General features: G+C 39.4%; 23 protein-coding genes. 4 read left to right on the forward strand and 19 right to left on the reverse strand.

Going from position 1 to position 24,400, the window contains the following annotated elements:
- The first annotated feature begins 166 nt into the window (after positions 1–166).
- Positions 167–2,080: a transketolase C-terminal domain-containing protein gene (locus tag KV40_RS16625; RefSeq protein ID WP_036483741.1), complete on the forward strand. Its 1,914-nt coding sequence runs from the start codon at positions 167–169 to the stop codon at positions 2,078–2,080.
- Between the two features lie 108 nt (positions 2,081–2,188).
- Here KV40_RS16625 and KV40_RS16630 read toward each other — a convergent pair whose 3' ends face one another.
- The 7 genes from KV40_RS16630 to ald form a co-directional block, all read right to left on the reverse strand.
- Positions 2,189–2,818 (reverse strand): response regulator transcription factor, encoded by a 630-nt coding sequence (locus KV40_RS16630; RefSeq protein WP_036483744.1) that lies wholly within the window; start codon positions 2,816–2,818, stop codon positions 2,189–2,191.
- The gene (locus tag KV40_RS16635) at positions 2,815–3,426 is read right to left on the reverse strand and encodes a S1C family serine protease (protein WP_036483747.1); all 612 of its coding nucleotides are present in this window, start codon (positions 3,424–3,426) and stop codon (positions 2,815–2,817) included. Before KV40_RS16635 ends, KV40_RS16630 begins: the two co-directional genes overlap by 4 nt.
- The gene (locus KV40_RS16640) at positions 3,423–4,343 is read right to left on the reverse strand and encodes a S1C family serine protease (protein ID WP_036483749.1); all 921 of its coding nucleotides are present in this window, start codon (positions 4,341–4,343) and stop codon (positions 3,423–3,425) included. Before KV40_RS16640 ends, KV40_RS16635 begins: the two co-directional genes overlap by 4 nt.
- A 332-nt stretch (positions 4,344–4,675) precedes the next feature.
- A complete protein-coding gene (locus KV40_RS16645) occupies positions 4,676–5,104 on the reverse strand; it encodes a Fic family protein (RefSeq protein ID WP_036483751.1) in 429 nt (142 codons plus the stop codon).
- A 9-nt stretch (positions 5,105–5,113) separates the two neighbouring features.
- Positions 5,114–5,377 carry a hypothetical protein gene (locus tag KV40_RS16650; protein ID WP_156114056.1) on the reverse strand — a complete coding sequence of 88 codons (264 nt, stop codon included), beginning with the start codon at positions 5,375–5,377 and terminating at the stop codon, positions 5,114–5,116.
- Between the two features lie 80 nt (positions 5,378–5,457).
- Positions 5,458–6,360 (reverse strand): ISL3 family transposase, encoded by a 903-nt coding sequence (locus KV40_RS16655; RefSeq protein WP_052055697.1) that lies wholly within the window; start codon positions 6,358–6,360, stop codon positions 5,458–5,460.
- A 490-nt stretch (positions 6,361–6,850) separates the two neighbouring features.
- Positions 6,851–7,930, reverse strand: a complete 1,080-nt coding sequence (ald, locus tag KV40_RS16660; protein WP_036483754.1) for an alanine dehydrogenase — start codon at positions 7,928–7,930, stop codon at positions 6,851–6,853.
- A gap of 185 nt (positions 7,931–8,115) precedes the next feature.
- Here ald and KV40_RS16665 point away from each other — a divergent pair, with 185 nt between their 5' ends.
- Complete coding sequence (locus KV40_RS16665; protein WP_253274285.1) at positions 8,116–9,261, forward strand: mechanosensitive ion channel family protein; 1,146 nt, start codon at positions 8,116–8,118, stop codon at positions 9,259–9,261.
- Between the two features lie 136 nt (positions 9,262–9,397).
- Positions 9,398–9,847 (forward strand): hypothetical protein, encoded by a 450-nt coding sequence (locus KV40_RS16670; RefSeq protein ID WP_156114058.1) that lies wholly within the window; start codon positions 9,398–9,400, stop codon positions 9,845–9,847.
- Positions 9,848–9,896: 49 nt separating this feature from the next.
- Here KV40_RS16670 and KV40_RS16675 read toward each other — a convergent pair whose 3' ends face one another.
- Positions 9,897–11,486 carry a glycosyltransferase family 39 protein gene (locus KV40_RS16675; RefSeq protein WP_052055698.1) on the reverse strand — a complete coding sequence of 530 codons (1,590 nt, stop codon included), beginning with the start codon at positions 11,484–11,486 and terminating at the stop codon, positions 9,897–9,899.
- A gap of 89 nt (positions 11,487–11,575) precedes the next feature.
- Entirely contained in the window at positions 11,576–12,199 is a 624-nt protein-coding gene (locus KV40_RS16680) for a histidine phosphatase family protein (protein WP_052055699.1), read from the reverse strand.
- 264 nt (positions 12,200–12,463) lie between these two features.
- Here KV40_RS16680 and KV40_RS16685 point away from each other — a divergent pair, with 264 nt between their 5' ends.
- Complete coding sequence (locus KV40_RS16685; protein WP_036483758.1) at positions 12,464–12,865, forward strand: cupin domain-containing protein; 402 nt, start codon at positions 12,464–12,466, stop codon at positions 12,863–12,865.
- 291 nt (positions 12,866–13,156) lie between these two features.
- Here the strand turns inward: KV40_RS16685 and KV40_RS16690 are convergent, their stop codons facing one another.
- The 10 genes from KV40_RS16690 to KV40_RS32230 form a co-directional block, all read right to left on the reverse strand.
- Entirely contained in the window at positions 13,157–14,998 is a 1,842-nt protein-coding gene (locus tag KV40_RS16690; protein ID WP_036483759.1) for a response regulator transcription factor, read from the reverse strand.
- A gap of 142 nt (positions 14,999–15,140) precedes the next feature.
- Positions 15,141–15,518 carry a response regulator gene (locus KV40_RS16695; RefSeq protein ID WP_036483760.1) on the reverse strand — a complete coding sequence of 126 codons (378 nt, stop codon included), beginning with the start codon at positions 15,516–15,518 and terminating at the stop codon, positions 15,141–15,143.
- Between the two features lie 13 nt (positions 15,519–15,531).
- Positions 15,532–17,610 (reverse strand): ATP-binding protein, encoded by a 2,079-nt coding sequence (locus KV40_RS16700; RefSeq protein ID WP_036483762.1) that lies wholly within the window; start codon positions 17,608–17,610, stop codon positions 15,532–15,534.
- A 92-nt stretch (positions 17,611–17,702) separates the two neighbouring features.
- Positions 17,703–18,440 carry a phycocyanobilin:ferredoxin oxidoreductase gene (locus KV40_RS16705; protein WP_036483765.1) on the reverse strand — a complete coding sequence of 246 codons (738 nt, stop codon included), beginning with the start codon at positions 18,438–18,440 and terminating at the stop codon, positions 17,703–17,705.
- 136 nt (positions 18,441–18,576) lie between these two features.
- The gene (locus KV40_RS16710; protein WP_036483768.1) at positions 18,577–18,858 is read right to left on the reverse strand and encodes a phycobilisome linker polypeptide; all 282 of its coding nucleotides are present in this window, start codon (positions 18,856–18,858) and stop codon (positions 18,577–18,579) included.
- A 152-nt stretch (positions 18,859–19,010) separates the two neighbouring features.
- Positions 19,011–19,874, reverse strand: a complete 864-nt coding sequence (locus KV40_RS16715) for a phycobilisome linker polypeptide (protein WP_036483770.1) — start codon at positions 19,872–19,874, stop codon at positions 19,011–19,013.
- Between the two features lie 77 nt (positions 19,875–19,951).
- A complete protein-coding gene (locus KV40_RS16720) occupies positions 19,952–20,773 on the reverse strand; it encodes a phycobilisome linker polypeptide (RefSeq protein WP_036483772.1) in 822 nt (273 codons plus the stop codon).
- 123 nt (positions 20,774–20,896) lie between these two features.
- On the reverse strand, positions 20,897–21,385 hold the full coding sequence (gene cpcA, locus KV40_RS16725) for a phycocyanin subunit alpha (RefSeq protein ID WP_036483774.1): 489 nt from the start codon (positions 21,383–21,385) through the stop codon (positions 20,897–20,899).
- Positions 21,386–21,461: 76 nt separating this feature from the next.
- Positions 21,462–21,980: a phycocyanin subunit beta gene (locus KV40_RS16730; RefSeq protein WP_036483776.1), complete on the reverse strand. Its 519-nt coding sequence runs from the start codon at positions 21,978–21,980 to the stop codon at positions 21,462–21,464.
- Positions 21,981–22,306: 326 nt separating this feature from the next.
- The gene (locus KV40_RS32230) at positions 22,307–24,226 is read right to left on the reverse strand and encodes an ATP-binding protein (RefSeq protein WP_052055700.1); all 1,920 of its coding nucleotides are present in this window, start codon (positions 24,224–24,226) and stop codon (positions 22,307–22,309) included.
- Positions 24,227–24,400: the final 174 nt, after the last annotated feature.

Raw genomic sequence — 24,400 nt, forward strand, 5'->3', positions numbered from 1 at the left:
AAGTAGGTTACACGACTAAATAGAATAAAATTTTCCAGCGTATAGATATCGATCTTATATTGCTCGACCGATAGTCTCGGTATACTTCTATCACTTGCGGCTTGTTTGCTCCAGATAAGAAGGAGCAATCTATGATTCTTACTCAAAATAAAGACAAAAATAAACTATGACAGCTACAACTACTCGTTTTCCCATCGATCTAGATGCCTACAAACCATTAGCATTAGACCCTACAAATCCCAAATTAACCGACGAACAACGCGAAACTCTCAAAGCTAATATTCAACTATGTCGCGATACTATTGTTTTTTTTACTGCTACAGGTGCGGCTAGAGGAGTAGGCGGTCACACTGGCGGACCTTACGATACCGTACCCGAAGTAATGATTCTCGATGCCTTTTTTCGCGGCGCACCCGATAAATTCGTGCCGATCTTTTTTGATGAAGCAGGACACCGTGTAGCTACTCAGTATTTGATGGCGGTTCTAAACGGCGATTTACCCAAAGAAGACTTATTAAACTATCGTGGTGCCGAGTCGAGATTACCAGGACACCCCGAACTAGGTTTGACACCTGGAATTAAGTTTAGTTCTGGCAGATTGGGACACATGTGGCCCTTTATTAACGGTGTTGCCTTAGCTAATCCCGATAAAGTAGTTGTTTGTTTGGGTTCTGATGGTTCCCAACAAGAAGGAAACGATGCCGAAGCCGCACGGTTAGCAGTAGCCAAAAATATCAATATCAAACTATTTATTGACGATAATGATGTCACTATTGCGGGACATCCTTCGGAATATTTACCTGGGTTCAGCACTGGCAAGACTTTACAAGGTCATGGTTTGGATGTGAATGAAGGCGAAGGGGAAGATTTGAACGAACTCTATCGTCGCATGTGCGAAGCTGTAACTTCTGATGGACCAGTGGCTCTAATTAATAAGCGTCCTATGTGTCCTGGAATTGAAGGAATTGAAGGTTCGACTCACGGACACGATGTCATTCCCGTAGATAAAGCGATCGCCTATTTAGAACAGCGAGGACAAAAAGCAGCAGCCGACTATCTCAAAAACATCAAAAAACCCAGTAACGACTATCAATTCTTGGGTGTAACTGAAAATGTCGGCTCCAATCGTAATGTCTTTGGCGATACTATGGTATCTATTCTCGGTAAAATGAGTGCCGAAGAACGCAAAGCCAAAGTAATGTGCATCGACAGCGATCTAGAAGGTTCTTGCGGTTTCAAACAAATTCACGATGCCTATCCCGAAATCTTTATCAGTTCGGGGATTATGGAACGCGGTAACTTCTCGGCTGCGGCTGGTTTTGGGATGCAAGAAGGCAAACAGGGTGTATTTGCTACCTTTAGTGCTTTCTTAGAAATGTGCGTTTCCGAAATTACTATGGCGCGGTTGAACAAGTCTGATGTTCTCTGTCATTTTTCCCATGCGGGCATTGACGACATGGCGGATAATMCCTGCCACTTTGGGCTAAATAATATGTTTGCCGATAATGGCTTGGATGATGCCTATGAAACCCGTCTTTATTTCCCTGCCGATGCCAATCAAATGAAAGCCTGTGTCGAAAAAGTCTTTGGCGATCCTGGATTGCGTTTTATCTTCTCTACTCGTTCTAAAGTGCCAATGATTTTAGATAAAGAAGGTAACGAACTGTTTGGCGGTGACTATAAATTTACCCCTGGTAAAGATGAAGTGATTCGCGAAGGTAGTGCTGGTTATATAATTAGCTTCGGCGATGCTCTCTACCGCGCTTTAGATGCAGTAGAACGCCTCCAACAACAAGGTATTGAAGTTGGTTTGATTAACAAACCCACCCTTAACGCTATTGACGAAGATATGCTGGCTAAAGTCGGTCGTTCTCCATTCGTCTTAGTCGTAGAATCTTTCAATCGTCGCACTGGTTTGGGTAGTCGCTTTGGTTCCTGGTTGTTAGAACGCGGCTTGAGTCCTAAATTCGCTCACCTCGGTACACACGAAGAAGGCTGCGGCGGACTTTGGGAACAGTTCCCCTATCAGGGACTCGATCCAGAAAGCATCATGAAAAAAGTCAAAGAGTTAGTTAAGTAACTCTGTAGTTGAAACCTCAAAATATCTAACTAACTAGGGTGGGCGATGCCTACCTTTTTTTTTGATTTGATATTTTTTCTTTTTAATCTAGCAATCGAATTATTATTGTTAAAGCCTAATTAGTCCCTGTCGCAATCCTAATGTAACTGCTTCAGTACGACTAGAGACACAGAGCTTAGACAGAATCGAACTGATGTGAAACTTAACTGTATGTTTGGATATTTGTAGAGCAGAGGCGATCGCTCTATTATCCAAACCAGTTCCTAATAACTGCAATACTTCCATTTCCCTAGAAGTTAAATTAGTTTCTAATGCTGGTAGAGGAGTAATTGCTACATTATGTTCGGCAAAAGATGCCAGTTCTGGAGCGATCGCGATTAAACCAGCCCTCACAGTGGCGATCGCGGCAATAATTTCATCGGCGTTGGTCAGACGAGGTAAAAAAGCTTTAAAACCCAAATCGAGATATTCGCCCAATTCTTCAACGGTCAAAGAATCGGTTAATAAAATACCTACTACCTCGAAATCTACCGCTAACATCCATCGCTCCAGCCACCAAAAATCTTTGTCGGGCATTCGCTCTAGTAGTAGTAAATCGAAAGCCCTATCGCTCAAAGACAATAAGCTTGCTTCATCGACAAAACTACCTATTATTTGTAAATTGGGTTGGCGATCGAGGATGCTAACCAAACCAGCTAGCACGAGGGAGTTAGAATTATAGACTGCGATCCGAATCATCGTGGGATCGATCTGACAAAATCTTCAACTTGTTGGCTGGGTATTGCCAATGCCAAACCATTAGCAACTGCCATATTAATCCCAATAATCTCGCCTTTAGCATTAGCTAAAATACCTCCAGAATTACCAGGAGCGAGTTGAAGATCGGCAGCAATTAAAGGAGTAGGATAACTTGGATTTAAATTTGTTTTCATCCTTCGAGGAACTTGGGTAGAATCAGTTTTCTGCCATTTAGTAGCATGTATAATTCCTACCGTTAAAGCACCTTTGAATCCCCAGGGATTACCCATTGCCAAAACTATTTCTCCCGATCGCAACAGTTGAGAATTGCCGATAGTGGGGATAGGTAGTTTTCGATCTTGAATCTCAATTGCTGCTAAATCTCGCCTGTTATCAAGAGCAATTACTAAGCCTTTAATAACTCGTTCGTCCTCTAATTTAATATCTATCTTTGAACCCGAAACCACATGAGCATTAGTTACGATTAAACCTTCTCTCGACCAAATTACTCCCGAACCACCGCTACGATAACTGGCGATCTCGACGGTTAAGCTTCTCAGTTGTCGAGCAATTGCTACTAATTCAGTCTCTATTTGCCTGACAATCATCTTTCTTTACCACTATCGCCGATAGTTAGAGATATATTCTGCAATGAACCCGCACGAATTAACTTTATTTTTATCGTTTTTCCAATATTTTGCGGTTCTAAATAAGACTGAATATCTCTTATGTTTTTAATTGCAGTATCTTCAATCTCGGTCAAAATATCCCCCAGTAAAATGCCAGCTTGTTCTGCTGGGGCTAGAGATTCGACACTAAGAATCATCAATCCTCGATCGGTATTTAAAGATAATTCGGCTACCAGAGAGTCGGGTAAACCAACAGGCTGCATTGCTAAACCTAAATAGCCGCGACGAATATGTCCCGTCTCTAATAACTGGTCGATTACGCGCTCTACTGTAACGGCAGGTATCGTCAACACACTGCGGCGCGGTCCTGTCGTATTGAAACCCACAACTTTTCCTGCGGCGTTAACCAAAGCACTGCCGCCACTACCAGGGTAAAAATTTAGGTCTAAACGAATAAAGCGATCGATTTTACCACCGAGGCTACTGCGCCACGTACCGCCTACGGTAGCAATTACTCCCTGACTGGCAAATGAACCTCGTTCGGGATCTCGACCGACAGCTATTGCTAGATGACCGACTTTGAGTTCGCAGTTACTATCTATAGGTGCAATGGGTAAAGATGCCTCGGTTTTGAATACGGCTACATCCGTACTGCGATCGCGTCCTAATAAGGTTACGGGCGAAGTTTCTCCGTTAGGAAGCGTAATTTTAACTTTCTCTCGTTTAATATTTTCCTCTGAAGTAACAATTATGCCTTCGCGCCAATAGATACCGCTACATGGAAAACGCTGTTCCCCGATTGCCACAACTGAATTACCGACAGTTTCAACGATCTCGGCTAAATTTTGCGAAAAAGCAATTAAAGGATTAGTGTTTGAATTAGTTGCTGATGACATTGATTATTATCGATACTTAACGTTGTTTTTATATTGCTCGATATAGCAACTCGATGACATCAGTTAATTGGGTAGATGTTGACCTGGAAATCTGGGTAGGTATAGCAAAAGGCAAAAGTTAAAACTAAAATGCCTAACCCTTCGACAATTGACAATGAGCAGTTAGCAATGAGCAATTATCATATAGCAATTAACAGTCATAATCGTTCATTGTTCATTGTTCGTTTGCTATAAGCGAGCAATAGAGGCGTTGTATACTTACGGATCGATGGTTCGATTTTATATTTACTGTATATCTTAAAAAATAATCGATCTAAGCAGATAATTTATTATCAAGCGATCGCTATAGTGAGCTTTAATTTAAGTTCTTCGCTGTATTCTTCTTCATAAATCAGCGATTCAGTAATTTCTTCTAATAATTCTTTCTTTATTTTTCCTGCTGCAAGCCAAACAGCGATGTTTTCCATTTCTGTAGCGAATTTTTGAACTGCATAGTCATATCCATTGAGTTCCATAAAATAGCAACCTAAAGCAATACTCAAACGTTTATTTGTGTCGGCAAATACTTTTAATTTAGCGATCGCAAATACTAAATGAGTTAGCTTATGATGAAATTTAGCATACTTATCATCATTTTGAATTTGCTGAAGTAAATTTTCCAAGCAATCGAGATTGTTTATTCCACGAACACCACCAGAATTATCGATAATCCAGTCATGCAATTCAACAGCGTGCCAACTATTAAAATACAAAATCCTCATTTGTACAGTTTAGCAATTCTTAAGCCGTTGAAAGACAGCAAAGATTTCTGGATTTGATAATTTTTCTTTTAAGGATTGGCTTTTTTCGTTTAGAAATTGCTCGAAGTCTGCTTCTGAGGCAGTTTTAAAATTAGCTTCTATTTTTTTATGCAAAGCCTCTTCAAAAGGCAGCTTGCTATTAGCCATTTTAATTCTAGCTTCTTCGATAAATGGCACAAAATTCGGATTATTTTCTAAATTAGATACAATCTCATCTAGTTCTTGAAGAGACAATTTTCTTTCTTTTTGTTTTGACCTTAACTCCATTTCTTCTGCTATACCTTTTTCGGTTCTTCAGTAAATAGTATGCTTAACTAACAGTTGAAATGCCAAGTTAACAAAACTCTATCACGAAAGTTACTAAAATTTCTAAATCCGTATGCCGCTCGTTTTATGAGCTTTAATTTATTGTTAATTCCTTCCACGACTCCATTAGTTATTCTCTGGTCAAAGTAAGCAATTATTTCTCCTATCCATCTGGTAATTGTCTTTTGAGCTTTTGGATAATATTCTTGGGCTTCTTTTAACCAATCGCTAATTTTTAGTAATCCTGTTAAACTATCTTGCTTTTGTTGCAAAATATCTCTAAATTTTTCTTTTAACTCGTGCATTTTTCCCAATGTCGGACAAACTATTTTAACTTCGTTTAATTTCTCTTGTTGTCTCTCATTTAAATTATCTTCATTTCTGAGCAGCGCATATTTGCTTTTGCTTAGTCCCGATAAGATTTTCTGCTTCTTTTCCTTAGATTTCTCTTTTTTTACTTCTCGTTTTTGAGCTTTTCTTTGCTCATCTAACTCCTCATTGACTTGTTTCATTACCTGAAATCTGTCTGCTACTATTTCGGCATTCGGCATTAACTTTCTAACCAAACTTTTGTAAGGCTTCCATAAGTCTATGCTCACATATTCAATTAACTGAAGTACTTCTGTTCCCCACGAAGTTAGAACGGACATAATTTTTTCTTGACTTCGCTCTGATAAAATATCGACTACCTTGCTTTTCTCTAAATCTACTAATACCGCACAATAATTGCCCTGTCCCTTCACTAAGGCTATTTCGTCAATTCCTAATCTTTTTAACTTTGATGGTTTCTCTTGTTTTAGTTCTTGGGCTTTATCTTTAAGCATTGTTTCTATTTCTTCGGTCGAGACATCATTATTTTTAGCTACCGTCTTAATGTCATCTAACAGCTTGGTTTTTGATGAGGATGCCATTTTGTGTACCTATCAACTTAACTAACTATGACTAAAGCAAGTTTATGTGATAAGTTATTGTGATTACAACCCATATATAACCAAGGTTTTACCTCGATATGTTCTTGGTTAGATTCCTGTTTTTTGGGTTATCAACTAATTATTTGGCATATTTATAACTGAAGAACCATAACCGCTAGCTTTTAATTCTTCGCTATGAGTTGCTAAATATTTATCGAGAATGTTTTCACTCACATCAAATAAAATCTATAGCTGTTGCTTAGTAAAAACCAAATTGCCCTCAAAAACAAATTTGTCTGGAAATTTCATACTATGAAGATTAAAATGATCTTCTACTTTTTTGAGAAGATAACTATTATTTATAATGTTTTGGCGATCGCGATAAGAATTTGTTAAATTTTTAGTCATAAAAAAATACTTCATTAATGATACCTACTACATTAATAAAGTAATTTCACAAAATTAAAGTTGTATTTGTAGCAATAATTTACTACAGATCGGAAAATACCTGTTGAACTGCGGGGTGAACGATCTGACCGCCTTTGATGTTTAAACCTTTGGCTAAATTGGCATCGGTTTCTAAAGCTTTCAAACCCAAGTCGGCTAGTTTAATTGCATAGGGCAAAGTGCTATTATTTAAAGCTTGTGTAGCCGTCCAGGGAACTGCACCAGGCATATTTGGTACGCCAAAGTGTACTACTCCTTCTTCGACATAGGTAGGAGTGGTATGGGATGTGGGACGCAGAGTTTCGATACAGCCTCCCTGATCTACTGCTACATCCACAATTACCGAACCAGGACGCATTTGACCGACTAAGTCATGAGAAACCAACACGGGTGCTTTTCTACCTACTACCAATACCGCACCGATCAGTAAGTCGGCATCGGGAACTACAGCTTCAATTTGTGGCGCACTACTGTAGAGTAATTCTACCCGCGAACCAAATAGAGTTTCTAAATAAGACAGGCGATCGACGTTAATATCGATAATTTGCACCCTCGCACCCATCCCGACAGCAATTTTTGCCGCTTCTGTACCGACGATGCCACCACCTAAAATTACTACTTTACCAGGACTGACTCCAGGCACGCCACCGAGTAATACTCCTCTGCCTCCCTGCTGTTTTTCTAAATATCTCGCGCCAAATTGTACCGATAAGCGACCTGCAATAATGCTCATCGGTGTAAGTAGGGGGAGTTTACCGTCTGGTAATTCTACAGTTTCATAGGCGATCGCAGTGGTTCCCGACTCAATTAAAGCTTTGGTTAAAGTGCGATCGGCAGCTAGATGAAAATAAGTAAATAATAGCTGTTGGGGCTGTAAATATTGATATTCTGCTTTAAGAGGTTCCTTAACTTTAACTACTAGCTCTCGATCCCAAGCTGTGGCTGCATCTTCAACAATTTTCGCCCCTGCCTGTAAATAATCTTCATCGCTAAAGCCAGCACCCACACCAGCACCAGTTTCGACAAATACCGTATGTTTTTTTGACAAGACGCTAACGCTATTAGGAGTCAATCCCACACGAAATTCTCGATCTTTGGTTTCTTTTGGTACGCCTATTTCCATCTTGTCTCCCCTACTAACGATTTTAATCTTTCCTGAGTCAACTATAAATTGCTGTTACTTACATTACTTTAACTATTAACCAGATTATTGTGAGTGGCAACAAATGAATATTAAATGAGAAAAAACATAAATCATAGGGTTTATAGCTTGTTGCCAATTTTCATTTTTTTAGTTTTGAAGTTAGAATGTCTACCGCACAAAAGCGATCGAAGGATATGTTTATGTCTTTAGAATTTATGGAATGGAAATTTTTAGGTAATACTCTTGGTAGTTTGCTAACTGCGGTAGCGACAATTGTTATCGCCGTAGTCATTGTTAAACTGGCTCGCTACTTTTTTCTCAAACGTATCAAACGATGGGTAAATAAAACCCCAAGTATTTGGGACGATCGCCTGGTTAGTATTGTAGAACGCCACTTTATCCCCATCTTTTATTTATTAAGTGTTTATTTAGCTGTCAACCAACTCAAACTACATCAGCTTTTAGCTAGATCTATCGATGTAATATTAATTATTCTGGGGACATTTCTGGGTGTAAAATTAATTACTTCTTTAATTGAATATGCCTTACGTTTGTACTGGGTCACTCATCATTCTAAAAATGTCAGTTTCGAGCAAACCATTGATGCTTTACTACCAGCAATTAGAACTATAGTTTGGGCGATCGGATTTGTTTTTTTATTAGATAACTTAGGATTTGATATTTCAGCCGTTATCGCCAGTTTGGGCATTGGCGGTGTAGCGATCGCTCTAGCTTCTCAAGGTTTATTACAGGACTTATTTAGCTATTTTGCAATTTTGTTCGATCGCCCGTTTGAACTAAAAGATTTTATTATCGTGGGCGATTATTTAGGTACGGTCGAATATGTCGGTATTAAAACTACCAGACTTAAAAGTATTGACGGCGAAGAAATTATTATTGCCAATACAGATTTAACTAGTTCGAGAATTCGCAACTATAAGCGGATGAGACAGAGAAGAATTGCCTTCAAATTTGGCGTGATTTACGATACCAACCCCGAACAGCTAGCAGCAATACCTCAAATAGTAGGACATATTATTAGTAACACTGAAAATGTAACTTTCGATCGCGCTCACTTTTTAGCTTATGGTGATTTTAGCCTCGATTTTGAAGTAGTTTATTTTGTTGGCAGCAGTGACTACACTCAATATATGAACGCCCAACAACAAATAAACTTACAACTAAAACAAGAATTTACCCAAAGAGGAATTGAGTTTGCCTATCCTACTCAGGTTAATTATTTACATTTAAATGAAACACAACTAAATGGCAATGGAAACGGCAAAAAAGAGCAAACAACTAATGTTTGACGCGATCGCCCGATCTTGCATAAACAAATAATCTTTAGCGGTGGGCATTAGTAAATTTATTCTTTACGTCGCGATACTTTACAATGCTCACTCTACGAAGGCGCAATTGTTCTGTTGTATTCAGTTTATCAATTTGATGTTAAAAAATAGAGTTTATATTTTAAAGAATATACTAATGTTGCATTTGTTTTTTAGTTTTTTAATGTTATTTATCTGGCAAGTTTTAAATGCTGAAGTCTTAGCATGGCGTACAAGCTACGATCGAGAATTAGAAATTACCACAATCAGAAATGATTGTTCAACCATACAACCAATTGCAACTTACTCATTTAGAAACGGAGAAGTAGATGGAATTCTATACGCTACATCATGTCGTGATGGTAGTGAATTACCAAATCCCTTAGTTGACTACGTAAAATACAAGTTTATTGATACGGGTGGTTCTAGTCTAGAAAGATGTTATGGAATAGTAGATACTTCTGTTCCTTCAGGAATTAGATATAGTTGGGAATTTCTAGGTGCAGTACCAGGATACTCTTGCAGCCAAAAAAATACAATTCATAAACTTTTTCCTAAAGGTTATTAGCGACAGCTTTGATTTAACAACACCAACAACTTTAAATTACAGACAATTGCTACGAACGATTTTTAACACGCCACAGATAATCTAAAAAGATCGATTTTAGAGCGTATCGATTATCCTGTTCAACTGTTTCTATTAGTTCACTATAGGGACGAAATAAAAATATGTTTTTGCGATCGCCTATTTCTGGCAAAGTTTCATTTATATCCAATAACAAAAATTTGGCATCGCTGTTTAATAAATAACTGAGAGAAGTTAGACGACTAATTCTATTAGTGTTGCCAATAACTAAAGGATTGTTATAGTTATTAATCACTGACGCTATTTGAGGATTGTAATAACTACTGTATTTATTCCACCAAGTGGGCGATCGCACTATAGCCAAACTACACCAAACACCTAAAGAAATTAAAACAACCGTAACTATACGCCACACAAAACGATAAGCTTCACTGTTTTTAACTGTAGTAATTTTACTCGCCAAACAGTAAGCCGCAGCTAGTTCGATTCCTAAATACAGGGGAATAATATATCTACCCACAGTAGAACGCTGTCCGCCAGAAATTAGATCTGGTAAACCCAAACCAATAGCCGTACAGCCAATTAATAATAAGACAAATAACCTTGCAGATTTAGGTGCATGACGAACTACAAAATAAAGGGCATAAATTATAAATAAAAGTATGGGAATAATTAAATAATTTAGCCAATTACTATAGTTAATAACTAGATCTTGTCCTGATTCTACATCAAACAGGCGATCGCTATAGCCTACCTGTAAATCGAAAAAAATCGAACTTAAATTTAATATCCAGCGTTGCAACCATACACCTAGATCTATCTTTCTCTCGATCCAGCTACCTACACCATCACCGTTAACAATAAAAACGACAATCCAGGGAATAAATAATAAAATCCCCGTACCAGAAGCAATAAAATATGCTTTTAATCTCTGCCAGCTAAACTTATTACCAACTGCAACATAAATACCGTGAGCTATTAGGGCAAATATAGCTAAAGGATGAGCGTATAGACATAAAGCAACACTTATTCCATACCAACTCCAGTAACTTTTGTGGTTGTGTTTTATTGCCTTTAGTAAAACCCAACTAGAAAGTAAAATAGTTACCGTCAGTAAACTGTATTCCCTTGCTTCTCTGGCATATAGCAAATGAAACGGTGAAACTGCTAGTAGTGCCATTGCTATTAAACCCACCAGAGAAGAATTAAATAATTCTTTTGCCAACAAATATATGCAGGGGAAAGCCAATAAACTAATTAATGCCGCTACGCCTCTAGTAACTGCAATGCTACTGCCAAAAAGTTCCATTCCCAATCTAGCCAGTACATAATATAGCGGAGAATGTTCCGAAGAAGCGATCGCTTTTACCCCAGCAATAAAGTTTCTTTCGGGGGTAAGCTGCTGAAACTTTTGTAAATCTTCTCTGCCTACTATATAACCATCAGGAGCTTGTTCTACAAATTCAGTGCGACTATAACCAGCAGCACGTAACGAGGTATGTACTTCATCTATCCAGTAAACCTGACGCTCTAAATTAGTAAATCGCAACCAAATTCCTAATAACAGAATCACTAAAATAAAAATAGTCAGGCGATCGCTACGAAGCTTGGAAAAATTCATTGAAAGTTTAACTAGTTGCTGATTACTAATTCACCATTATCAATCAACTACTCAGTATTTCCACTAACAAACTTTTAACTTCTTTCGATTTACCAATCTTGAATTGTTCCTATTACTTCTAAATTGCCCTGTTGGTCGGATTTTATCACCACTGCTTCCCCTTCTTGAGGACTAACGCCGCTAATTTCGGTAATATTGGCAAAATGCGTCACCATCACAGTTACCCCTAAACTCTGGCGGCGATCGAATATTCGTTGACGAGTCTGTTCTACTTGTTGAGTTACCGTAGTACGGTCTTCAAAAATGGAATTTAGCATTGGAGAAGGTTTGACAGTACCTAAATCTAACAATCTGGCTGTATCCAAACATCGGCAATACTGACTGGATAAAACTTGTTCGATCGTAATGTTGCGATCGCGAAACTCTTTACCGATCTGTTTTGCTTGCTCTCTACCAGCCTGCGACAAATTGCGTTGAGTAGTACAATCATCTAACTCAAACCCAGGAGGATCGCCCGTTCCAGACACTGTTTGGGCATGTCGCAACAGCACTACATAACCTGTATCTTCTCGCATTTGCGTCCAAATATCTCGCTCTGCTGCCCGCGCAACGTTTGAAATCGCATAATTATCTGTAAATCTTTCAAATTTAATAGCAAATTTTACTTCGAGTAATAAAAACAATGTTAAAGACAAGATGAATAAAGATTTCATTTCTTAATTTGGAAAGATTCGGATTTTACTAAGCTCGTTGTTTTAATAATAAATTGGTTATTTATAGTCGCCTAAACAAACATATTTTTGAGTTTTTTGTTTTAGCTCGATCGATACAAATAAAGCTAAGGTTAACAATTTTAATCTTTAGATAAAGTCTAAGTAAATATACTTAAAAAAATTAAATCGTTGTTAATATGAAAATGTCAGTCCGAAGATATACGTAAAAATTTACATTATTATTTAAAATTGGAGACTTATCAAATGCTCGTAGAATCTAAAATTAAAAATTGCAAATTATCTTCTGATATAGTTGTTGTTCGAGAACCAAATAGGCTGTGTGATTACGAACATGGTTATTTAAGAGGCTGGGGATTAACGGGTCAAACTGCTGGTTCAAAAAATCTCAGTATGGCTCACGGTATTATTCCTCCTGGAATGAGTGCCAACCCTCACTATCACCCTTTTGAAACGGCAATTTATATGCTCAAAGGAAACTGTAGAGTTTTCTTAAAAGAGGATAAAAGCGAATATAAAGATATAGAAGCGAGTGATTTTCTCTATATTCCAGCTAATGTGATTCACTGTCCAGCTAATATTGGCGAGACAGTAGTAGAGTATATCGTGGCGCGGAGTTCTTCCGAAGAACTATGTTTGTATCCATAGTCTATTTGTAGAAACTCTAATAACAGTGTTTTACTTTTATAAATAAAGCGGATTAGCTCGATAAGCTTGGTTGTTGTTAACCAGGCTTATTTTACGCTCGCTCAAATGTATTTTTGACAGAATTTATGCACCCACCGCTATAACAAAGTTGTAATCTATTCGATCGCACCTGGTTAAAAAATTCGGCTTAAGTTTTTTGTACGCGCTCGCATTGCTAGATGTGGGAGAATATAAAGGAGATAGAGTGCGCTTGTCGCAATCTAAATTTACTCTGCTTAACCCGAACTCAGGTTAAGTAGAGCGAGCCAAGTGATTGATAATACGATGGGCGAGTTGGCGAGCGGTTGCAGGTTTACAGATAAAATCGCTGGCACCACTGGCAAAGGCATCACTAGAAATATGACGATCGTTATGAATGCTGAGAAACAAAACAGGTAGTTTGCACCAGTAAGGATGAGTTCTTAGCACTTTACATAATTCAATACCGCTTAAATGTGGCATTTCGATGTCTAGCAGTATTAAATCGGGATTTACCGCTTGCAGAACTTCCCAAAACTGTCGCGGATCTTGGAGGGTAGTTAGCTGAAATCCCCAAGGTTGTAACAAAGAAGGTAAGACTTGTAGCAATTCTGTATCGTCATCGACAATCATGATTTTTTTGCAGCGAGAAGAACGCTGTATAGCTTGCTGGCAAACAGCAATTATTTGACTGGGAGTTAGTGGCTGAGTGAGGTAAAAACTGCCCCCGTGTCTAGCTACCTGCAACCGATCGCCAAAGCGATCGCGATCGGCAATTACAATAACTGGTATTGATGGTTCTAGTAATTTAAATTCGGCGATTAATGCTAAATATTCCTGCCGCAGGTCGGATTCTAAATTAGTAAAAGATATAGTTAACAGCACTGCCTGGGGAAGATTTTCGTAACGGTCTTGTTGTTGTTCCAGCCAAATTTTTACCGTTTCTGATGTAGGCAAAGTCTTAGTACGAATTCCCTGAATTTTTGCTTCTTGGGTTATCTGCGAGCTTGAATTAACATCGCCAACAATTAACAGCAGAGGCGAATCTGCCGCAAGTTTTTGGTCGAGCTGGGGAGAAATATTACGTTCGTTAGCTATTTCTTCATTTAAAGCAGTCAATTTAAGCGATAATTTTTGCCATTGCTCGCGATTGGGATTGTTTTGCAGCAATTCTTCTAGTTCTCTAGCCAACTCAGAACCCCGATACAAGCCAAATTGTCCCAGATTTCCTGCCAAACTATGAGCGGCGACAATTGCCGACAGGCGATCGCTAAGTTCGAGTGTACCTCGTTGTAAAGCGGCGATCGCTTGTTCTATAGTTGTTAGCTGTTGTTGGCGTTTGGGTCGATGTTTGTTCCAAATTAGAGTTAGAGCAGCTAAATGTTTTGAGTGCTTATCGGCTGGTTCTGAAGCAAGTATGCTTTCCGAAGTTTCGGCTTGAGGCAAAGGTTTCAAACAATATCCCTGTCCTCTCATCGTAGTAATAATATCTTCTGGTAAACCAGCGGATTTTAATTTTTCTCGCAAATGTCTGATGTGCGAACGAACCGTCGCCTCGGCAGGATATTCCATCGATGTCCAAAGACTTTCAATAATATCTTCGATACTTAAAACTTCTTGTCGGTGACGCAAAAATAGCTCTAGTAGCATATATTCCTTGGTTGCTAAAGACAAAATGTTTCCTTGATAAGTAACCTGGCAACTACAAGGATCGAGTTGTAAATCTCCCCAACTTAATACGGGAAGAAAATTACAGTTTAAGCGACGCAACAATGCTCGAATACGAGCGGCTAACTCTTCTACATCAAAGGGTTTGCAGATATAATCATCTGCTCCTGCATCTAATCCCCTGATTTTGTTTTGGCTGCCGTGACGAGAAGTTAGTAAAATAATTGGTGTATTATAACCGCGAGCGCGAAAACGCTGACAGAGACTAATACCGTCGAGTTTGGGTAACGACCAATCGAGAAGAATCAGGTCGTAGGTGTAAGTAGAACCATAAATCCAGCCTTGCTCGCCATCTGTAACCACATCGACCGCGTAACTCCGTTCTGCCAGAGTTCTGGTTAGTAAATCTATTAGCGTTTTATCGTCTTCAATTAATAAAATTTTCATATCCAATCGCGGTCTAATTTAAACGGTAAACTTAGATAAAATACTTAAATATTTGCTACAAAAGGGTTTAAAAATATTCCTATCTCTTGTTTTCTAATACTAGATACCAGGTTATGTGTAGCATTCTTTTTTGGATTTCATATTAGAGTTCCCAGTGCAGTATTCTGGCAATTTGACTGGCTAGGGTCATCGAATTAAATGGTTTGGTAATTACATCAATTACACCCAGGCTTTGCAAGCGATCTTTTTCGGCAACTTGTGTTTTTGCAGTCAAAAAAATTACGGGAATCGAGCGCGTTTTAGCATTGGCTTTCAAGTTAGACAGAGTAGAAATACCGTCCATATCGGGCATCATTACGTCAAGGAGAATAGCATCGGGTTGTTGCGTTTGCGCCAGGTTAATTCCTTCCGAACCCGAAGAAGCGATCTCCACTTGCCAACCAACTTCAATTTCAATTCCCACCTGTACTACTTCTTGGATGGTTTCTTCATCGTCAATTAATAAAATTCGTCTATTCATCGCGATTTTCCTCTCACTGTATGAGTTCGGGAAGAGTAAAATAGAAAGTGCTTCCTCCTTCCAGGCAACTTTCTGCCCAAATTCGTCCGCCGTGTCCTTCCACGATTTGGCGACAAATTGCCAGTCCCAACCCCGTACCGCCTTTTTTACGAGAATCGGAAGAATCGACCTGTTGAAACCGTTCAAAAATTGTCTCCAGGCGATCGCCAGGAATTCCCTGTCCTCGATCTTTAACGGCAAAAATAACTTTGGCGGTAGTTTTTTCTCGACTACGCTGGTGTTTACGCTTGTCATTTGTTGCCGATAACCAAACCGTACTATGGGGAGGAGAAAACTTAATGGCATTGCTAACTAGATTGGTTAGAGTTTGCACGATATAGTCATAGTCTGCCCAAACGAGTAACTGTACGGGTTCGACTAAAAGTTTAACTTGATGTTCCTGCGCCATAGCCTGCATGGTTTGAGCCGCTTCAATCATTAAGCTAGTAGCTTTACAGGCTTTCTTATTCATTTTGACTTTGCCCGACTGAATGCGCTGGAGATCGAGAACGTTATTAACCAATCTGACCAGCCGTTCGGTTTGTTCGTCGGCAATTTGTAACATTCTCTGCCCTTTGGAAGAAAGGTTACCTAGTTTGCCTGTTGCCAAGATTTTGAGGGAACTATGAATTGAAGTTAGGGGAGTACGTAATTCGTGACTGACTACGGCAATAAACTCATCTTTCATCCGCTCGATCGCTTTGCGATCGCTAATATCGCTGGTTAAAGCAAAAAAACCAATAACTTTAGCCGAATTTTTATCTATGTGAGGTATATAGGTAATACTCAGAGCATGAACGCAGCCATCTAGAAGAATTACATCTCGTTCGTAATTAACTGTTTGACCCGCCAGAGCAATTTCTATATATCGTTGAATCTGCCGATATTCTGCCTCTCCGTGAACCTGTTGGAGATGACTGTCGAAAATTTCGTCAGGAGATAACCCCAACCAAATTTGATAGGCTTCGTTGTTAAAACGGTAATGCTGCTGTCGATCTACATAGGCAATTAAAACTGGCAGTCCGTTAGCAATTAGACGCAGTTGTTCTTCACTACGACGCGCTGCTGCTTCTGCTTTAATCCGTTCGCCGATCTCCTCTCTTAATTTAGTGGTGCGTTCGGCAACCAATCCTTCTAAATTTTCTAATAATTCTGCCTGGGATAGGGCAATGCCAATTTGATTGGCTAATTGTTCCATAAGTTCTAATTCAAAGTCCGTCCAACTTCTCGGTGCCTGACAATGATGGGCAATTAGCAAACCCCACAGTCGATCGCGGCTGCGCTTAGGTGCTTGGCAATCTCCATTAGTTTCAGAAGATTTTAAGTTTTGCAGAATTGGCACTACTAGCTTGGCTTTAACCATCCACTCGTCCATAAAGTCAATCAGGCATTCAGCTAAATCGACCTTGGGATCGCGCACATCAGCGATCGCTTTGACTCTTCCTTTAGTGTATAATTCGCGATACTCATCGGGAAAAACTTCTTCGGGGAACTTAACACCGAGAATAGGAGCAAAGTCTGATAGTACGGCTTCTTTAATCGCCATTCCCGTACCATTGGCAAAAACTTGATAGATCAATACGCGGTCGGCTTGTAAAATACTTTGGACTTCGGTAACGGCAGTCTGCAATATTTCTTCAAGCTGTAACGACTGTCTGATTTTGAGAGTAACTTCAGCAAATAACTCCACCCGTTGATGTTCTCGATTTAATTCTTCAGCAGCGGCACGACGTACATTACTAATGTCTCTTAAAATTAATAAATGATAATTGGGAATTAAATTGTCAACCCGACTGTATTCAATAGTCTTGCTAGTACCGTCAGTCTGTTGCAACCTAACTTCTGCTATTTCTTCATTTAAGGGCAGATCGAACCAGTCAGCAATTGAATTACCAAGCAGTTGCTTTTTACTCGCGCCAAGCAGCTTACAGACAGCAGGATTGACTTCGATGGGGCGGTCGCGTCCGTCAACAATCGCGATCGCTTCTAAGGAATTTTCAAATACGGCTTGGAGCAATAATTGTTTGCTCGGTAAATGGTTGACTTCCTCCATAGTAAATTTATGACTACTTTTTTAAACCAAGCTTAACTCAGTTTAAAGTTTATTAATGTAGTACGTTATTAAAGTTAATTTTTGACAGATCGCTAGGGACAATCAAAAAGCATCTGGGTCATATAGCGGTCAGTCCAAACTCGTCCTAAAGACTTTTCTAAAACTTTTCTTGTCTTATCGTTTTGTTGTTGCTGTTGGCAATAGTAACGCTGTCCTGCCAAGCATTCGGCTTGTCGAACAGGAGAAATCACAGCAGAAGTATTTACTGCGGTTTGACAATGCAAACTTAAATATTCCCCAACGCGATCGAGAAAGAGAGTTTCTTCGTTGCGATCGCCAGGACGCACGAACAAACAAAAATCCGAGAAAATATCGCCCCATTCGGGCAAATTTCGGGGTTGGGAAAATTCAATCTGGGGCAAGTTGGTTAAAACTCGACTGTATGCAGCAGGAAGCAATCTATTACCAGCGACGGGAGAAAGATCGACAATTGCCGCACCGATGCCAGACGCACTGCCTACCAAATCTGCGCCAAAGATCGGTAGGGGATAATTGGCACGGGGAAACATGACGCAGTGCAAAATATCCAGGCGATCGCCTACTCTTGCCAACTCCAAGTGTAACTTGCGAAATTCGGGAGTTTGATAGCAGCGATTTTCAATAATTAATTTCTCTCCTTCTAGATTTCCTTCTACATAACCCAGATCTTCAGGTATAGAATAGGGAGATAGAGTTAAATATTGTTTCCAGTGTGCTTCAATACAGTTGGCTAGTTGCCGAATTAGTAGATGTTGTCGCTCTCTAATAGAGGATGAAATAGTTGCAACCATTTTCTTAAAGAATGAATTATTTAGAAGCTATTAGCTCAGGGATAATTAGCGTGAATCGCAGATAGCAATTAGCAGTTATTAATTGCTACTCGCTCCTTCTCTCATTGCTAAAAGCTAAAGGCTAAAAGCCAAGTTATTACTCCTTAGAGTCTTCAGTATCTTTCTCGTCATTGCTGGAATTTTGAAAGCTGTCAAGAGATTGGATCTTAACAATAGTGCCGCCCATTTTGTTAATGCGCTGCATCTCTTCATTCATGCGATTGTAGGGTACGGTGACAAAAACACTGCTACTGCGTCGAAAAGGATAATTAATGCTGTCGTTAGCTTCGTTTTGTTTTAAACCCGTTACTTCGTAAACAAAAACTCGATTTTGGGCTGGGGAACTCGATCGCCCGTTAATTGCAGAATTACCTAACACAATTACTATCTCCTAAATGAGAACTAAAATTTTTGTTAATAATCTATAGCAATCTAAGTAACGGTAAAGATATTTTTTAAGCCTGTAAAAGCTAAGTTATATGTCATATCTCATTCCATCCTCAGACTGCTATAGCAATCGGCTTGAAAGATTTATGCCGCCAAAGTGATGCTGGCAATCTTACCGCCCATTTTGTTAATTTTTTGTAGAGTTGGAGTCAATTGTTCGTAAGGAACTAATAACGCCCGACTCGAACGACGTACTTTAGGATATCCAGGCTGATTGATGCCTGCAATTTCAATCCGATAAATACGACTGTCACGATTAGAGGTTCTAAAGGCGCGTTCGGGAGTAACATTGCGTTCCGACTCTTGATAAGCCCAGCCTCCAGTACTGCCAGAAGGAGCTACTACTGCTGAAGCATTGTTGGTTGCCAACTCTTTAGCCAAACGCGATGGTTTGCCAGCTACCTGAGAGCGATCGCTGTTGGCATAACCGCGATATAGTTGGAACATCCGCGTAAAGCCTACAGTTTTTTGCTGGGTTTGAGTTGCAAAACCCCGATAGTAAGGAACGATATTATCGCCAAAATTTCGAGTATATTCATCGGAGTCGATATAAGAATCGATATCTGCCTCAAAACCTTGGTTTTGATAGAGGTCTAAATGATAAATAACCTCCGCTTCATCGTAGGGAGCGCGTCCTAAAAGATGTTTGAAATTTAATTCGATAACTCTAGTTTGAAAGTTGTCATACAAGAATTTTTTCTTATACAATTCTGATTTGGCTACGGCTCGTACAAAATCTCGCACCGTAATCGAACCATTATTTAATAAAGACTCTGTAGCCGTCAGACGCTCGGACTGCATGATGTAATCATTGCCCAAAACCTGTCGATAGACGATATTAATTGCCGCCTGAGCTTCGGTTTTAGTCCAGTTGGGACGTAATTCTACAGGCTCAAAGTCTTTAAAAGCAGAAACTCCCAAACGAGATGCTGCTGTAGTAATTGCCACTTATTATTCTCCTTAAATATATATAAATAGCTGTACGGGCAAGGCATTGCCTCGCATCTACGAACTTTAAACTCCAATCAAGCATTGGTAATGTTTAAAACCCGACCGCCTTGTTTATTGATTTTTTGTAAAGTCGCTGAAAGTCTTTCGTAAGGTACGACATACTCTTTCAAACTGCGACGCAGTTGAGCCTTACCTCCTGGCGCGCCTTGAGTTACTCGCAGACGATATAAATTGCCTCGCTCGGTGGTGGTGGTACCCGAAAGAGAAGTTTTGTCTTTTACTTCTGAGGTGCGAACGGGAGTTGCCATGTTACGCGCTAAATCGTAAGTCAAACGAGGACTGCCAGTATTGCCTTGAGCGCGATCGCTATTGGCATATCCTTGATATAGTTGGAACATGCGGGTAAAACCTACGGTTTTCTGACCTTTTTGAGTAGAAAAACCTCGATAGTAAGGAACGATATTGTCGCCAAAGTTCCGCACGTATTCATCAGAATCAATGTAAGAATCGATATCTGCTTCAAAGCCTTCATTTTGATAGAGGTCGAGATGTTCGACGATTTCTGCTTCGTCGTAGGGAGCGCGTCCTAGTAGGTGTTTGAAGTTTAACTCGATAGTACGGGGATGGTAGTTGTTATAAAAGAATTTTGATTTATATAGTTCTGATTTAGCTACGGCTCGCACAAATTCACGGACTGAAATCGAACCATCGGCTAATAAAGATTCGGCACTGGTCAGACGTTCCGAGTTCATTAGATGATCGTTACCTAGAACTTGGCGGTAAACTGTTGAAATTGCGACTTTAGCTTCCTCTTTACTCCAATTAGGACGCAGTTCCACTATATTATTTTCGTCAAAGGCAGAGATACCCAAGCGAGATGCTGCTGAAATTGCCACTGGTACACTCCTGAATTTACTTAAATACTACTTGTTAAAAAAACCGCTCGGAATTACAGCAAACCATCAAACAAGACCGACAAGCTCAATAGTCATCTGCAATTCCGAGCTAACAGAAAAAATTTAGCTGAGAGCGTTAATTGCGTAGTCAATATAAGAATTGGCTTCGACGGCAGGATCGCCACTCAAACCATGATTGTCTTTGATATATTTAAGAGCTTCTACATACCAGCTAGGAGACAATTCAAAAGTAGAGTTGATTTCAGCAACTCCAGCAATCAAATAATCGTCCATAGGACCAGTACCGCCAGCAACTAGGCAGTAAGTAATCATCCGCAAGTAGTAACCGATATCGCGAGAACACTTAGCTTTACCTTCTGGTGTAGAAGCGTAGTTTGGTCCCTTCATTTGAGTAGTGTAGGGAAACTTGTTGTAAACGGCTTTAGCCGCACCATCAACCAAACTATCTGCTTTGTTAGTTAGACCTTGAGCGGCTTCTAAACTGGCGTTGGCTTGACGAAAACGACCGAATGCAACTTGAATTTCGCTACTGCTCAAGAAACGACCTTGAGAGTCGGCAGTAGATACTGCTTCAGTAATGGGAGTCTTCATTGATAAAATACCTCTTGGAATAAATTTTTACTATGTTTGACCAAAAATTGTTTCGACAATCTTGATAGAAAGATATCTAGCCTACGGCAGCAGCAGCGCGATCGAAATAACTGGATAATTCCGACATTAAGGAACTGCAATCTCCTTGAGTAACGCCATTTTTATCATTAGCAATTTCAATAGCAGCAGCTTTCATTTTGCTGACAGATTCAGCTACAGAACCGCCTGGAACTCCCAAAGCTACATAAGTTTCTCGCAAACCGTTCAAACAACGATCTTCTAAAACGCTACCATCGCCAGCAAAAATGGCATAAGTTACGTAGCGTAAAATAATTTCCATATCTCGCAAACATGCAGCCATGCGGCGGTTAGTATAAGCATTACCACCTGGTGCGATTAACTGAGGCTGTTCGGCAAACAACACACGAGCGGCATTAGCGACAATAGCTGATGAATTACCAGTAATGCGATTGACAACATCCATGCGTTTGTTGCTTTCTGCAACCATGTTTTTGAGAGCATCAAATTGACTGCCGGTGAGGTAGTCTCCTCTTGCATCAGCCTGGGAAATTACCCGTGTAAATGCATCAAACATCAATATTTCTCCTAAAGATTAATTTGCACAAAATAAATTGTTTAGAAAACTGAATCCTAACCGTTTCTCTCAACCGAACCAAAGTTAAACAAAAAGCTCAATGCTTTGCTTTTTTTTAGTTAACCAACGTTCACAAATTACTCCATCGTTTAAAGCGTAGTAATTTGTAACTCAAGCCGCTCGGCACTAGAAAATTTAGAGTTAGGAGATTCAGTGGCTTTTGGACTAAGCTCATTCAACCAAAGCTTTTGTGCAATTTTTGTGCAATTACATCCTTTAAAAATAAAGTTTTGTTGGCTTTTGTAACGATAATTTTAATAGTATTTTTATTCTGTGGTTTTCAGCCAGGAAAAACGAAAAGTCGTACCGCGTCCTACTTGAGAATCTAATTCGATCGCTCCGCCACGTTCTTCAACTATTTTTTTCACAATTGATAGACCAATTCCCGTATTTTCAGCAGAATTACTACTAGATAAAGCTTGAAAAATACCGAATACTTTTTCGTGGTGTTCGGCAGCAATACCAGGTCCATCGTCTGTTATTGAAAAATAGCAACTATCTTCTTCATCTATGACAGATATCTCGATCGCTCCTTCTTTAGTGTGATGATGTTTAATAGCATTACCGATTAAATTGGTAAAAACTTGCTGGAGCGCGATTTTTTGCGTATTGAGAGTCGGCATTTTACCTATGGCGATCGCCAACTTTGGCGGTGGTGCTAGAGAATCAACTATCTCTACTAGTAAATCTCTAACAACAACCGTTTCCGCTGGTGTTTGCTCTCTTCCCACTCGCGAATATTGTAGTAGAGAATCAATAAACATTTGCATGCGTTTAACTCTACTTTTTAACAGTTCTAAATTTTTTTGGGTAGCGTCGTCAAGTTTGCCTTCTAAGTCTTCTTCAATCCAGGTTGAAAGATTGGTAATAGCTCGCAGTGGTGCCTTAAGATCGTGAGAAACTATATAAACAAACTCATCTAATTCTCGATTGCGTTTGGTTAATAGAGAAGTTATCTGTTTGAGCTCTCGATTGATTTTGATTAATTGCTTTCTTTGCTGCTTCAGCAAAAATTCTGTTTGCTTGCGTTCGGTAATGTTAGTTACAGTTCCAAAATAACCGCTACGCTCTTGGCGATCGCTGTAAATAGCTACCGCTCGTCCAGCCACCCAGGTGACTTTTCCTTCAGGAGACTTAAAACGATATTCCAAAGCAAACTCCCTGCCATTTCGTGTAGCTTCATACCACTCATGGTGAATTTTTTCTCTGTCTTCGGGATGTAAAGCTTTACTCCAGCCTTTACCTTTAGCTTCTGCCAAAGAAAGTCCCGTTATTTCTATCCAGCGAGGATTGACAAATACACAGTCCCCCTGGCAATCGGTTTGAAAAATACCTACTGGTGCTTGAGTTACCAAAACTCGAAAGTTTTCTTCACTTTGCTGGAGAGCTTTTTCGATCTGTTTGCGTTCGGTAATATCTCGCCAGACGGCAACAAAACCATCTTCTAGTTTGGTGATTCTAATTTCAAAAATTTTAGCAACAATTTTTCTTTGGGAAGTTTCCAGGCAAAATACGTGTTCTTTAGAAAGTGGCTTACCAGTTTCAATAACTTGACAGCATTGCTCGAACAATTCAAAATTTGGATGAGAAGCAATTGACTGGCAAAGATTTTGGTTTGTTTGTTGCTGCAAATCAAATAAGTTATTTTTGCAGGCAGCTTCATTAAGATAGTCGGTGCAAAAACTAACAATTCGATTGTTGTCATCGCGAACGCTGGTATAAATACCAAAACAGTCGAGTATATTCTCTACTGAAACGCGAAATCTATTTTCAGTGCGTTCGGCTAGGCGTTGTAAACGAGTTTGTTCGATTACGCTGCGAACGGCAAAACGCAGACTTTCGGCATTGGTTTTCCCTTTAACTAAATAATCTTTAACGCCAGCTTTCATTGCATCTACTGCCACTGTCTCGGTACCTTCTCCCGTGAGCATAATTATCGGAGGCAAATTATTGCAACTGGCTTTCAATTCCCGAATAAATTCCAGTCCATCCATATCTGGCAAAAGATAGTCGAGCAAGATCAGATCTGGATTGTTTTTGTGGTTAAACTCTAATCCCTCTTCACCCGTTTCTGACTCAATAATTTGATAAGTATTAATGGCATCTTTGTTTAAATAGCGACGATAAGTGTAGCGATCGTCAAGATTATCGTCAACAATTAAAACTATTTTTTCAGAAGATGTCATGAGATAGTTTTGAGTCGAAAAAGTGATTGGATTATCTTAACAAAATATTAATGATAAACCTAAGCTTAGATTTGGAGCGTTTTTAGAGATAATTATCAAACCAGGGTAACTTGCTTTTTGTATTCAAATATGTTGGAAAGCATTCGGTATTATAAAAAAATATTGCTCCGCGAT

It is taken from the genome of Myxosarcina sp. GI1, from assembly GCF_000756305.1.
In the GTDB taxonomy this organism is placed as follows: domain Bacteria; phylum Cyanobacteriota; class Cyanobacteriia; order Cyanobacteriales; family Xenococcaceae; genus Myxosarcina.